The following is a 13,263-nucleotide window of genomic DNA, read 5'->3' on the forward strand; positions in this document are numbered from 1 at the left end:
CGTGTTCGGACGTCGCAAGAAGAAGGGTGCCGCCGAGGACGCGGCCGGCGAGGCCGAGCAGGTCGTCGACAGTGTCGACACTGAGGCGGACGACGTAGAGGGCGAGCGTGAGCGTGTGCGGCTCGAGCCCGAACCGCGGCCCGACGGGCCCTGGGACGACTCCGAGGTGCGCGACCCGGCCGAGGGCCGCGTGGACCTCGGCGGGATCTTCGTGCCCGGGGTCGACGGCATGGAACTGCGGGTCGAGGTCGCCGGTGACGCGATCGTCGCGGCGACCGTCGTGCTGCGTGACAGCGCCATCCAGCTGCAGGCCTTCGCCGCTCCCAAGCGCGAGGGCATCTGGGGCGAGGTGCGCGAGGAGATCGGCTCCGGCATCACCCAGCAGGGCGGCATCATCGACGAGGTCGAGGGTCCGCTGGGCTGGGAGCTGCGGGCTCAGGTGCCGGTGCAGCTGCCGGACGGCACGGGCGGCTTCCATGTCGTGCGGTTCGTCGGCGTGGACGGCCCCCGCTGGTTCCTGCGCGGCGTGATCTCGGGTCAGGGCGCGGTGCAGCCGCAGGCGGCCGGGCTGCTCGAGCAGATCTTCCGGGACACGGTCGTGGTGCGCGGCGAGGGCCCGATGGCGCCGCGCGACCCGATCGTCCTGAAGCTGCCGAACGACGCGCAGATGGTGCCCGAGGGCATCCAGCAGCAGGAGGAGGGCTCCCGCTTCTCCGGCGGCATGGGCCAGCTGCAGCGCGGACCGGAGATCACCGAGGTCCGCTAGACGCAGGGCAGAGCGTACGGCTGAAAGGGCCGCATCCCGTCCAGGGGTGCGGCCCTTCGGCATGCGTGAGGCCTTGACGGCCCGGGCGCAGCTGGACTTCGTCCGGGGCAAGGTCGACTCCGCCGCCCAGTCCTGGAAACGCGCCTTCGAACAACTGCCGCCGATGGGCGTGAACCGATTCGGGGGGCTCGTCCGATGAAGGGTTGAGGGGCGCCGGTGTTCGTCTTCGCCGCGTCAGGGTTGCGTCAAAGGCGTCCCTCGCACTTCAGCTCGTCCCTTATGTCGGAACTGTTGGCCGTAAGGTCGACGCTGCGTACGCAGCAGTTACTGGAAGACAATGAGGCCATGGCACGCGGCAAGCTTCGGATCTACCTCGGTGCGGCACCGGGCGTGGGCAAGACGTACGCGATGCTGTCCGAGGCGCACCGGCGGGTGGAGCGCGGCACGGACTGCGTGGTGGCGTTCGTGGAGCACTACGGGCGCCGGCGCACCGAGGTGATGCTGCACGGCCTGGAGCAGGTCCCGCGCCGCGAGCTGGAGTACCGGGGCGGCGTCTTCACCGAGATGGACGTGGACGCGGTCCTGGCCCGCGGCCCGCAGGTCGCCCTGGTGGACGAGCTCGCTCACACCAACATCCCGGGCTCGCGCAACGCCAAGCGCTGGCAGGACGTGGAGGAACTGCTCGCCGCCGGCGTCGACGTGGTCTCGACGGTGAACATCCAGCACCTGGAGTCCCTCGGCGACGTAGTGGAGTCGATCACGGGGGTGCGTCAGCAGGAGACCGTGCCCGACGAGTTCGTCCGGCGCGCCGACCAGGTCGAGCTGGTGGACATGTCACCCCAGGCGCTGCGCCGGCGGATGGCGCACGGCAACATCTACAAACCGGACAAGGTCGACGCCGCCCTGTCCAACTACTTCCGGCCCGGAAACCTCACCGCCCTGCGGGAGCTGGCCCTGCTCTGGGTGGCCGACCGGGTCGACGCGTACCTGAAGCAGTACCGCAGCGAGCACAGGGTGTCGGCGATCTGGGGTTCGCGCGAGCGGATCGTGGTCGGGCTGACCGGCGGCCCGGAGGGACGCACCCTGATCCGGCGGGCGGCGCGGCTGGCGGAGAAGGGCGCCGGCGGCGAGGTGCTGGCCGTGTACATCGCGCGCAGCGACGGGCTGACGTCGGCCTCGCCCAAGGAGCTGGCGGTCCAGCGCACCCTGGTGGAGGACCTGGGCGGCACCTTCCACCACGTGGTCGGCGACGACATACCGGCCGCGCTGCTCGACTTCGCCCGCGGGGTCAACGCCACGCAGATCGTGCTCGGCTCCTCGCGCCGCAAGGCGTGGCAGTACGTCTTCGGACCCGGGGTCGGCGCGACGGTCGCCCGCGAGTCGGGGTCCGACCTCGACGTGCACATCGTCACCCACGACGAGGTCGCCAGGGGGCGCGGGCTGCCGGTGGCCCGGGGCGCCCGGCTCGGGCGGGCCCGGATCATCTGGGGCTGGCTGGTCGGGGTGGCGGGCCCGGCACTGCTGGCGCTGCTGCTGAACACCATCCACCTCGGCCTCGCCAACGACATGCTGCTGTTCCTGGCGGTGACGGTCGCGGCGGCGCTGCTCGGCGGGCTGCTGCCCGCGCTGGCCTCGGCGGCCGTGGGCTCGCTCCTGCTGAACTACTTCTACACACCGCCCCTGCACAGATGGACGATCGCCGACCCGAAGAACATCGTCGCCATCGTGATCTTCGTCGGGGTGGGGGTCTCGGTGGCGTCGGTGGTGGACCTGGCGGCCCGGCGTACGCACCAGGCGGCCCGGCTGAGGGCCGAGTCGGAGATCCTTTCCTACCTGGCGGGCAATGTGCTGCGGGGCGAGACCAGCCTGGAGGCGCTGCTGGAGCGGGTGCGGGAGACCTTCGGGATGGAGTCGGCGGCACTGCTGGAGCGGTCGGACGACAGAACGCCGTGGACCCGCGCGGGCCACGTCGGATTCGGTCGCCCGGTCGAGCGGCCCGAGGACGCGGATGTGGACGTGCCGGTCGGCGACCACCTGGCGCTGGCGCTCACCGGGCGGGTGCTGCCCGCGGAGGACCGGCGGGTGCTGGCCGCGTTCGCCGCGCAGGCGGTCGTGGTGCTGGACCGGCGGCGCCTGCAGGAGGAGGCCGACCAGGCTCGTGCGCTGGCCGAGGGCAACCGCATCCGCACGGCCCTGCTGGCCGCCGTCAGCCACGACCTGCGCACGCCGCTGGCCGGGATCAAGGCGGCGGTGTCGAGCCTCAGGTCCGACGACGTGGCCTGGTCCGAGGAGGACCGGGCGGAGCTGCTGGAGGGCATCGAGGAGGGCGCGGACCGCCTCGACCACCTGGTGGGCAACCTGCTCGACATGTCCCGCCTCCAGACCGGTACGGTCACGCCGATCATCCGGGAGATCGATCTCGACGAGGTGGTGCCGATGGCCCTCGGCGGGGTGCCGGATCCGGAGGAGAACGTGGAGCTGGACATCCCGGAGACGCTGCCCATGGTCGCCGTGGACGCCGGGCTGCTGGAGCGGTCGGTCGCCAACCTCGTGGAGAACGCGGTCAAGTACAGTCCCGCCGGCGAGCCCGTGCTGGTCGCGGCGAGCGCGATGTCCGACCGGGTCGAGGTACGGGTCGTGGACCGCGGGCCGGGCGTCCCGGACGAGGCCAAGGAGCGGATATTCGCGCCCTTCCAGCGGTACGGTGACGCCCCGCGCGGGGCCGGGGTGGGGCTCGGTCTGGCGGTCGCGCGCGGCTTCGCCGAGGCCATGGGCGGCACCCTCAACGCCGAGGACACCCCCGGCGGCGGTCTCACCATGGTCCTCACCGTCCGCGCGGCAGGACCACGCCCCGAGCTGCAACCCGTGCAACCCGTACGACCCGAAAGGCAGGCCTCATGCTGAGCACGGCTGGGGGGACACCCCAGGCTCCCACGAGGGTGCTCGTGATCGACGACGAGCCGCAGATCGTGCGGGCCCTCGTGATCAACCTCAAGGCCCGCAAGTACGAGGTCGACGCCGCCCACGACGGCGCCACCGCCCTCCGGCTCGCCGCCGCCCGCCACCCGGACGTGGTCGTCCTCGACCTCGGGCTGCCCGACATGGACGGCGTCGAGGTGATCAAGGGCCTGCGGGGCTGGACCAGGGTGCCGATCCTGGTGCTGTCGGCCCGGCACTCCTCGGACGAGAAGGTGGAGGCGCTCGACGCCGGCGCCGACGACTACGTCACCAAGCCCTTCGGCATGGACGAGCTGCTGGCCCGGCTGCGGGCCGCCGTCCGCCGGGCCGAACCCGCCGGGGGCGGCGAGGACGAGGTGCTGGTGGAGACCGACGAGTTCACCGTCGACCTGGCCGCGAAGAAGGTCAACCGGGCGGGGAAGGACGTACGGCTGACGCCCACGGAGTGGCATCTGCTGGAGGTGCTGGTGCGCAACTCCGGCCGTCTCGTCAGCCAGAAACAGCTGTTGCAGGAGGTGTGGGGGCCGTCGTACGGGACGGAGGCCAACTATCTGCGGGTGTACATGGCGCAACTGAGACGCAAGCTCGAGGCGGACCCCTCGCATCCCAAGCACTTCGTCACGGAACCCGGGATGGGGTACCGCTTCGAGCGCTAGCAGGGAGCGCGGGGCGGCCGGGGACGGGCGGTACGGCGGCGGCTACGGCTCTGTCGGTGCACCCCGGTACGCTTCAGATATGAGTGCTGTTCCTCGTTCCGAAAAGCCGGTGGGCCGGTTCCGGCGCATGCTCGACCGGCTCTCCTCGTCGCAGGAGGACCTGGAGTCCGAGGAGCTGCGCGAGGAGGCCGAGACGGCCGGTTGTACACGCATCGGAGACTGTCAGGACCGCCAGATAGTCACCGTTACTGGTACCTTGCGCACGGTCACCCTGCGGCCGCGCGCCGGCGTCCCGGCCCTGGAGGCCGAGCTGTTCGACGGCAGCGCGGCGTTGGACGTGGTGTGGCTGGGCAGGCGTTCCATCGTGGGGATAGAACCGGGGCGCAGGCTCATCGCATCGGGCCGGGTCTCCATGAGCCGAGGCCGCCGGGTGCTGTTCAACCCCAAGTACGAACTGAGACCCCTGGGTAGGGAGTAGCCGGTGACGTCGCTCGACAAGCCGACCGAAGACACGACTGCGGAAGACACCGCCGCGGCCGACGCCCGGGCGGTGACCGAGGCCGCGCTGTTCGAGGCGTTCGGCGGCGTGCGGGGCATGGTCGAGACGGTGGTGCCCGGCCTGCTCTTCGTCACGATCTTCACGATCAACAAGGACCTGCACATGTCCGCGATCGCCGCGCTCGCGGTGTCGCTGGTCCTGGTCGTGGTCCGCCTGGCGATGAAGGACACCGTCAAGCACGCGTTCAGCGGGGTCTTCGGCGTGGCCTTCGGCGTCGTCTTCGCGATGATGACCGGCAACGCCAAGGACTTCTATCTGCCGGGCATGCTCTACACGCTGGGTCTGGCGCTGGCGTACATCATCACGACGCTGTGCGGGGTGCCGCTGATCGGGCTGATCCTCGGGCCGGTCTTCAAGGAGAACCTCTCCTGGCGCACCCGCAACCCCGGCCGCAAGAAGGCGTACGCCAAGGCCAGTTGGGCGTGGGGGCTGATCCTGCTCGCCAAGTGCGCGATCCTCTTCCCGCTGTACTGGTGGGCGAACACCGCGCAGCTGGGCTGGGTGCTGGTGGCGCTGAAGATTCCGCCGTTCCTGCTGGCCGTGTGGCTGACGTGGGTCTTCCTCGCGAAGGCGCCCGCGCCGATCGACGTGTTCGCGGAGATGGAGGCGGAGGAGAAGGCCGCCGCCGCGGAGGCGGAGGCTGCCGCCGGGGCGTCGGAGGTCGGTGGGCGGCACCGTCGGGAGGGGTAGTCCCGGCGTTTCGGTGACCGTCCCTGGAGGCTGCCCGCCCCAGACCCCCGCTTCGGCCCTGAACGGGCCTCGTCCTCAAGCGCCGGACGGGCTGGTCGCCGGACGGGCTGGTAGCAAAGGGGCGCCCGAAGATTTCCGGGCGCCCTTTGCCGTCGTCTCAGCCGGACGTCAGCTGCCGGTGTCGTCCTTGCGGACCGACAGCAGGTCCTCCAGTTGTTCCTCTCTGGCCTGGGCGGCGACGAAGAGGAGTTCGTCGCCGGGTTCCAGGGAGTCCTCGCGGGACGGGGTCAGGACCCGGGTGCCGCGGATGATGGTGACGAGCGAGGTGTCCTCGGGCCATTCCACGTCGCCGACCTGGGTGCCGGCCAGCGCCGACTCCTCGGGGAGGGTCAGTTCGACGAGGTTGGCGTCGCCGTGGCTGAAGCGGAGCAGGCGGACCAGGTCGCCGACGCTCACCGCCTCCTCGACCAGGGCGGACATCAGACGTGGCGTGGAGACGGCGACGTCGACGCCCCAGGACTCGTTGAAGAGCCACTCGTTCTTGGGGTTGTTGACGCGGGCCACGACGCGCGGAACGCCGTACTCCGTCTTCGCCAGCAGCGAGACGACCAGGTTGACCTTGTCGTCGCCGGTCGCGGCGATGACGACGTTGCAGCGCTGCAGCGCGGCTTCGTCCAACGAGGTGATCTCGCAGGCGTCGGCTAGCAGCCACTCCGCCTGGGGGACGCGCTCGACCGAGATGGCGGTCGGCGCCTTGTCGACGAGCAGGACCTCGTGGCCGTTCTCCAGCAGCTCGCCCGCGATCGAGCGGCCGACGGCCCCGGCTCCGGCAATGGCGACCCTCATCAGTGACCGCCTTCCTTCGGGCCCTCGGCGAACGACGCCTCGACCTTCTCGACCTCGTCGCTGCGCAGCATCACATGCACCAGGTCACCCTCCTGCAACACCGTCTGCGAGGTGGGCAGGATCGCCTCGCCGAGGCGGGTCAGGAACGCCACGCGGACGCCCGTCTCCTCCTGCAGCTTGCTGATCTTGTGGCCGACCCAGGACGGGGCGGCGTGCACCTCGGCGAGCTGGACGCCGCCGGTCGGGTCCCGCCACAGCGGCTCGGCCCCCGAGGGGAGCAGCCGACGCAGCATCTGGTCGGCCGTCCAGCGGACGGTGGCGACGGTCGGGATGCCCAGGCGCTGGTAGACCTCGGCGCGCCGGGGGTCGTAGATGCGGGCGGCGACGTTCTCGATGCCGAACATCTCACGGGCGACGCGGGCGGCGATGATGTTGGAGTTGTCACCGCTGGAGACCGCGGCGAAGGCGCCGGCATCCTCGATGCCCGCCTCACGCAGCGTGTCCTGGTCGAAGCCGACCCCGGTGACACGACGGCCGCCGAAACCGGAGCCCAGTCGTCGGAAGGCGGTGGGGTCCTGGTCGATCACGGCGACCGTGTGCCCCTGTTGCTCCAGGGTCTGGGCGAGAGCGGAACCCACTCTGCCGCAGCCCATGATGACGATGTGCACGCCCGTCCTTCCGAGGTCAAGAAGTCAAGAGGTCATTAAGTTTTCTGGTCCGGCCATGGTGCTCCGCCTTGAACAGGGTCTCAGACCGTCGCCCAAGCTACACACGCGCGGTCCTCACCGGGGACCCCCGTGCACACTCCGCGCACGGTTCGCGCGATCAGCGCCGGCTGATGCTCCAGAGACTGAGGAAGGCAAGGATTCCGAGGCCGACGAGGCTGCCGATGGCGCCGATGAGCTCCGCGGTCGTGTGCATGGACCCTCCGAAGGACGGCAGCGGGCGGGGGATTGTCATATAGACATGGCGACCGGCGTGGCCGCGGAATCCGCAGCGCGGCCCCGGCCGAATTCACCCGGGAGGCAGACGCGGCGGCCCATCACCCGGCCGAGCCGGGGGGGAGGGTGGGCGGCCGCGTGTTCGAAGGCTTACGATTCTCTGTTGTGTCCAAACTGACCGACGTGCCCAAACGCATTTTGATCGGGCGCGCACTGCGCAGTGATCGGCTGGGGGAAACGCTCCTGCCGAAGCGCATCGCCCTACCCGTCTTCGCTTCCGACCCGCTGTCCTCCGTGGCCTACGCGCCCGGGGAGGTGCTGCTGGTCCTGTCCATCGCGGGCGTGTCGGCCTACCACTTCAGCCCGTGGATCGCCCTCGCGGTCGTCGTGCTGATGTTCACGGTGGTCGCCTCCTACCGGCAGAACGTCCACGCCTACCCCAGTGGCGGTGGCGACTACGAGGTGGCCACCACCAACCTCGGCCCCAGGGCCGGCCTGACCGTCGCGAGCGCGCTGCTCGTCGACTACGTCCTGACCGTCGCCGTCTCCATCTCCTCCGGCATCGAGAACCTCGGCTCCGCGATCCCGTTCGTCGTCGAGCACAAGGTGGCCTGCGCGGTCGTCGTGATCGTCCTCCTGACGCTGATGAACCTGCGTGGCGTCAAGGAGTCCGGCAAGCTCTTCGCGATCCCGACGTACGTGTTCGTCGCGGGCGTCTTCATCATGATCGCGTGGGGCGCCTTCCGCGGGCTGGTCCTCGACGACACGATGCGGGCGCCTACGGCCGAGTACACGATCAAGGCCGAGCACCAGGGCCTGGCGGGCTTCGCGCTCGTCTTCCTCCTCCTGCGCGCCTTCTCCTCCGGCTGTGCCGCGCTCACCGGCGTCGAGGCGATCTCCAACGGCGTCCCGGCCTTTCGCAAGCCCAAGTCCAAGAACGCGGCGACCACGCTGGCGGCGATGGGCCTGCTGGCCGTCACCATGTTCTGCGGGATCATCGTCCTGGCCCTGGTGACCAAGGTCCGGATGGCCGAGAACCCGGCCGCCGACCTGCTCAAGAACGGCGTCGGGGTCGGCTCCGGTTACGTCCAGAACCCGGTGATCACCCAGGTCGCCGAGGCCGTCTTCGGCAAGGGCAGCTTCCTCTTCATCGTGCTCGCGGCGGCCACGGCCCTGGTGCTGTTCCTCGCCGCCAACACGGCGTACAACGGCTTCCCGGTGCTCGGCTCGATCCTCGCCCAGGACCGCTACCTGCCCCGCCAGCTGCACACCCGCGGCGACCGGCTGGCGTTCTCGAACGGCATCGTGCTGCTCGCGGGCGCGGCCACCCTGCTGGTCGTCATCTACGGCGCCGACTCCACGCGGCTGATCCAGCTGTACATCGTCGGCGTGTTCGTGTCCTTCACGCTCAGCCAGACCGGCATGGTCCGGCACTGGAACCGGCACCTGGCCACCGAGACCGACCCGGCCAAGCGCCGCCACATGATCCGCTCCCGCGCGATCAACACCTTCGGCGCCTTCTTCACCGGCCTGGTCCTGGTCGTCGTCCTGGTCACCAAGTTCACGCACGGCGCCTGGGTCGCCCTGCTCGGCATGGTGATCTTCTACGCGACGATGACCGCGATCCGCCGCCACTACGACGGCGTCGCCGCGGAACTCGTCGCCCCCGAGGGCCCCAGCGACGACAGCGTCCGGCCCTCGCGCGTCCACTCGGTGCTGCTGATCTCCAAGATCCACCGCCCGACCCTGCGCGCCCTCGCCTACGCCAAGCTGATGCGCTCCGACACCCTGGAGGCGCTCACCGTCAACGTCGACCCGGCCGAGACGAAGGCGCTGCGCGAGGAGTGGGAACGGCGCGGGATCGACGTACCGCTGAAGGTGCTGGACTCGCCGTACCGCGAGGTCACGCGGCCGGTCATCGAGTACGTCAAGAGCCTGCGCCGGGAGTCGCCGCGCGACGCGGTGTCGGTGATCATCCCCGAGTACGTGGTCGGCCACTGGTACGAGCACCTGCTGCACAACCAGAGCGCGCTGCGGCTGAAGGGCCGACTGCTGTTCACGCCGGGCGTCATGGTCACGTCCGTCCCATACCAGCTGCAGTCCTCCGAGGCGGCCAAGAACCGCGCCCGCAAGCGGCAGGAGTGGAACGCTCCCGGCTCGGTGCGGCGCGGTCCCCTGCAGGAGGGGCGGCCGAAGGAGCCGTCGGGCACCGGCGGCGCGACGGGCGGCGGCGCGACCGGCGGTGCGACGACCGGCGGTGCGACGGGCGCTTCGGGACCGGACGCGAAGAGCTGACCCCGGTCCCGGGCCGCGCACCCGGCGTCCCGCCCCCCGGCTCGTGGTGAACGGCCGGACGACAGCCACGTAGACTGGTGGGCTGTTGTCCGGCCGTTCCTCGTTCGACGTTGTGGAGTCACCCCGCCATGCAGGCAGAACCGAAGAAGTCGCAGGCGGTATCCCTGGTCGGTGAGGAGTACGAGGTCGAGATCGGCCCCGTCGCCCACGGCGGCCACTGCATCGCCCGCACCGAATCCGGCCAGGTGCTGTTCGTCCGGCACACACTGCCCGGCGAGCGGGTCGTCGCCCGGGTGACCGAGGGCGAGGAGGGCGCGCGTTACCTGCGGGCGGACGCCGTACGGATCCTGGAGGCGTCCAAGGACCGCGTCGAGGCCCCCTGCCCGTACGCCGGCCCCGGCCGCTGCGGCGGCTGCGACTGGCAGCACGCCAAGCCGGGCGCGCAGCGCCGCCTCAAGGGCGAGGTGATCGCCGAACAGCTCCAGCGGCTCGCGGGCCTCACGCCCGAGGAGGCCGGCTGGGACGGCACCGTGATGCCGGCCGAGGGCGACAAGCTGCCGGCGGGCCAGGTGCCGCAGTGGCGCACCCGAGTGCAGTACGCGGTGGACGCCGACGGCAACGCCGGTCTGCGCCGGCACCGCTCGCACGAGGTCGAGCCCGTCGAGCACTGCATGATCGCCGCGCCGGGCGTGAGCGAGCTGGGCATCGAGGAGCGTGACTGGTCCGGCATGGCGTCGGTGGACGCGATCGCCGCGACCGGCTCCCAGGACCGCATGGTGATCCTGGAGCCGCAGCCGGGCGCCCGGCTCCCCCTGGTCGAGCTCGACAAGCCGGTCTCCGTGATGCGCGTCGAGGAGAAGGACGGCGGCATCCACCGCGTCCACGGCCGCGCCTTCGTCCGCGAGCGGGCCGACGGCCGTACCTACCGGGTCGGCAGCGGCGGCTTCTGGCAGGTCCACCCGCAGGCCGCCGACACCCTCGTCAAGGCCGTCATGCAGGGCCTGCTCCCGCGCAAGGGCGACATGGCGCTCGACCTGTACTGCGGTGTGGGCCTGTTCGCCGGCGCGCTGGCCGACCGCCTCGGCGAGAAGGGCGCGGTCCTCGGCATCGAGTCCGGCAAGCGCGCGGTCGAGGACGCCCGCCACAACCTCGCCGGCTTCGACCGGGTACGGATCGAACAGGGCAAGGTGGAGAGCGTCCTCCCGCGCACCGGGATCACCGAGGTCGACCTGATCGTCCTGGACCCGCCGCGGGCGGGGGCGGGCAAGAAGACGGTCGAGCACCTGTCGTCGCTGGGCGCCCGGAAGATCGCATACGTGGCCTGCGACCCGGCCGCCCTGGCGCGGGACCTGGCGTACTTCCGCGACGGCGGGTACCGGGTACGGACGCTGCGGGCTTTCGATCTGTTTCCGATGACGCATCATGTGGAGTGCGTTGCCATCCTTGAACCGGCCGCCAAGGGTTCCTGACCTGCGGTTTTGTGGGTGCGCATTATGTGCGGTGTGGGCGTTACGGGCGATATCTTGACGCTGAAATGACGCTCGTGACGCTCATCTGACGCTCGTTCTGATGGGGTGTCAGGCGTCTTTCGGGCAGGTCAGACCCTGTCGGTGGGGCGGGCGCCAGTGGGGCGAGGAGGGCACGCGACGCTCAGCGCAGACCGGCCGGGTCCTGCTGATCAGATGTCCCGGAAGAGACCAGTGAAGGCGGTGACCTGCCGCTATGAGTGACTGACGGCTTCTGACCTGCGCGAATGATCTTTCAGCTGTTTCATGTTCGTGCCGGTTGATGGGGCCGAAAGTCCCAGAAAAGTCCCAGAGGACTCCCACTGCTGACGGACGCCCTTTCGGCTCTATACGCCCATGAGGGGCTCGTCGCGGATGCTCCGTTGTCGACGAGGGTGCTGGACCTTGGCGTCGGGTGACTGGCGCTCGGTGGATGCCTTGCGGGATCGTAGGTTCCTGATGATCGACGATGACTCTGCGGTCGCCGGCGGCAGTGAGCCGCCGGCGGTGCACGCCAAGCCTCGGGCGCCCTACAGCGAGCGGCCCGTCGCGCGGGCCCGGCGGGCGAAGGCGCAGGAGCTGGTCGAGCGGCTCGTCACCGAAGGACGTATCCGGATCATCGCTCCGGATGACGACGAGGTCGCGGAGTGGCGGCGTGTTGTCAACTATGCGAAGCGACACGGTCTGGAGCCGGTGGGCAAGCGCATCGAGAAGGTTCCGTACGGCGGGCCTGGTCTGGAGTTGTTTCTCGCGGAGGGCCCACATCCCAACGCGCGGAGTCAGCGGCCGCAGACGGTCGGGGGCGTGGTGCCTGTCCCCGCGCGACTCGGGCACCTGCATCCGATGGTGACAGCGCTCAAAGACGACGAGAGCCGCCTGGTGATGCCGTCTGCGCTGCGCCGTAGGTCGCTTCTGCTGCTGCAGGGTTTGGCCGATGAGGCGGTACGGCGAGGGTATGAGGTGAGCAAGGCGCGGTCGTCCTTCTTCCCGCGCGAGGGCGGAGTGGACGTCGATGTTGATGGTTTTGCGTATACCGTCACCGTCAGGCAGGAGTTCCCGGAGTCCGTCAATCCGGAGCGCTCCGCTCGTCTTGTCGTAGAGCTTGCCCATGGTCTGACCGGTCGGCCCGGTCGCTGGCGAGATCGGAAGGGCCGGACGCTTGAAGAGGCCCTGGGCGTGATCCTTGGAGAGATCGAGGCACGAGCTGCTGAGGACGCTCGGCGTAAGCAGGAAGAGGCACGGGCCACAGCAGATCGCGAAGTTCGTTGGCGAGCGGCCATGGAGGTGGCGAAGGAGCAAGCTGTTCGCGAACAGCTTGCTCAGGTGCTTTGCGAAGAGGGCGGGCGTTGGCAAGAGGCCGCTGTCCTCAGTGCGTACTGCGCGGCATTGGAGGGTCGTATCGGCGAGCTGGACGGTGCTGTGGACGCATCGGACCTGGACTCGGCCCGACGCTGGCTGGAGTGGGCAAGTGAGTATGTGAGGTCGATCGACCCCTTGAGCGGGCTTCCAAAGATGCCGCACACCCGCGAACCCACGCCGGAGGAGCTCAAGCCGTACCTCAGGGGATGGAGCCCCTACGGGCCGGAAGGGCGCGGTTGAGGGCAACGCGTGAGGGTGAGAAGAGATCTTCTTGAAGTTGTCTACTAGGTCACCCTGACCTGCGGTTATGGGCTCCCGTGGGCCTCTGACCTGTGTGAACGTATCTTTCAGGGGCTTTCGGCTTCATCCGGAGTTACGCGGTTCGTTCTCCCCACGCGCTCCCCAGCGGCCGTCGTACTCCCCAGATTCTCCCCACAGGAGGTCCCTTGGGAGATGCGGAGCCACAGAGTATCCGTGGCCGCTTGAGGAGGCGAGGCGATCACGATGAGTAGTCGTTGGGAGCGAGGCGGCAGGGCAGTGGGTCGTGGACAACCGTCTGCTGGATGGCGGCCCGCTTCGTTTCAGGGTGGGTGTCAGTGGACGTTAAGTCCGTTTCTCGTAGCGACCTCGTCCGGGTTGGGTGAGGAAGCCTTGTCGGACGAGGCGTCCGAGGCGGCTGCGGGTGACG

Annotated in this window: 11 protein-coding genes; 9 read left to right on the top strand and 2 right to left on the bottom strand. The window is 69.9% G+C overall.

Going from position 1 to position 13,263, the window contains the following annotated elements; translation table 11 throughout:
- Window position 1 precedes the first annotated feature (1 nt).
- From ACIBAF_RS45140 to ACIBAF_RS45165, 6 genes are all read left to right on the top strand, one after another.
- Window positions 2-766, top strand: coding sequence for a DUF3710 domain-containing protein (locus ACIBAF_RS45140; RefSeq protein ID WP_079659015.1), 765 nt, complete (start codon window positions 2-4; stop codon window positions 764-766).
- 61 nt (window positions 767-827) lie between these two features.
- Complete coding sequence (locus ACIBAF_RS45145; RefSeq protein WP_399471962.1) at window positions 828-965, top strand: hypothetical protein; 138 nt, start codon at window positions 828-830, stop codon at window positions 963-965.
- A gap of 146 nt (window positions 966-1,111) precedes the next feature.
- The gene (locus ACIBAF_RS45150; RefSeq protein ID WP_399471964.1) at window positions 1,112-3,670 is read left to right on the top strand and encodes an ATP-binding protein; all 2,559 of its coding nucleotides are present in this window, start codon (window positions 1,112-1,114) and stop codon (window positions 3,668-3,670) included.
- Window positions 3,664-4,380 (top strand): response regulator, encoded by a 717-nt coding sequence (locus ACIBAF_RS45155; protein ID WP_399471966.1) that lies wholly within the window; start codon window positions 3,664-3,666, stop codon window positions 4,378-4,380. The genes ACIBAF_RS45150 and ACIBAF_RS45155 overlap by 7 nt, the downstream gene beginning before the upstream one ends.
- Before the next feature lie 79 nt (window positions 4,381-4,459).
- Window positions 4,460-4,858: an OB-fold nucleic acid binding domain-containing protein gene (locus ACIBAF_RS45160; RefSeq protein ID WP_399471968.1), complete on the top strand. Its 399-nt coding sequence runs from the start codon at window positions 4,460-4,462 to the stop codon at window positions 4,856-4,858.
- A gap of 3 nt (window positions 4,859-4,861) precedes the next feature.
- Complete coding sequence (locus ACIBAF_RS45165) at window positions 4,862-5,629, top strand: DUF3159 domain-containing protein (RefSeq protein WP_399471970.1); 768 nt, start codon at window positions 4,862-4,864, stop codon at window positions 5,627-5,629.
- A gap of 168 nt (window positions 5,630-5,797) precedes the next feature.
- Here ACIBAF_RS45165 and ACIBAF_RS45170 read toward each other — a convergent pair whose 3' ends face one another.
- Window positions 5,798-6,475 (bottom strand): TrkA family potassium uptake protein, encoded by a 678-nt coding sequence (locus tag ACIBAF_RS45170; protein WP_334576549.1) that lies wholly within the window; start codon window positions 6,473-6,475, stop codon window positions 5,798-5,800.
- The gene (locus tag ACIBAF_RS45175) at window positions 6,475-7,143 is read right to left on the bottom strand and encodes a potassium channel family protein (protein ID WP_399471972.1); all 669 of its coding nucleotides are present in this window, start codon (window positions 7,141-7,143) and stop codon (window positions 6,475-6,477) included. The genes ACIBAF_RS45170 and ACIBAF_RS45175 overlap by 1 nt, the downstream gene beginning before the upstream one ends.
- A 438-nt stretch (window positions 7,144-7,581) precedes the next feature.
- Between ACIBAF_RS45175 and ACIBAF_RS45180 the strand changes: the two genes are divergently transcribed.
- The 3 genes from ACIBAF_RS45180 to ACIBAF_RS45190 all read left to right on the top strand — a co-directional run bounded on the left by ACIBAF_RS45180 (window position 7,582) and on the right by ACIBAF_RS45190 (window position 12,815).
- Window positions 7,582-9,711 carry an APC family permease gene (locus ACIBAF_RS45180; RefSeq protein ID WP_399471974.1) on the top strand — a complete coding sequence of 710 codons (2,130 nt, stop codon included), beginning with the start codon at window positions 7,582-7,584 and terminating at the stop codon, window positions 9,709-9,711.
- A 128-nt stretch (window positions 9,712-9,839) separates the two neighbouring features.
- Window positions 9,840-11,180 (top strand): class I SAM-dependent RNA methyltransferase, encoded by a 1,341-nt coding sequence (locus tag ACIBAF_RS45185; protein ID WP_399471976.1) that lies wholly within the window; start codon window positions 9,840-9,842, stop codon window positions 11,178-11,180.
- A gap of 495 nt (window positions 11,181-11,675) precedes the next feature.
- Complete coding sequence (locus tag ACIBAF_RS45190; RefSeq protein WP_399471978.1) at window positions 11,676-12,815, top strand: hypothetical protein; 1,140 nt, start codon at window positions 11,676-11,678, stop codon at window positions 12,813-12,815.
- Window positions 12,816-13,263: the final 448 nt, after the last annotated feature.

The organism is Streptomyces sp. NPDC051677, from assembly GCF_044453465.1.
Lineage (GTDB): Bacteria > Actinomycetota > Actinomycetes > Streptomycetales > Streptomycetaceae > Streptomyces.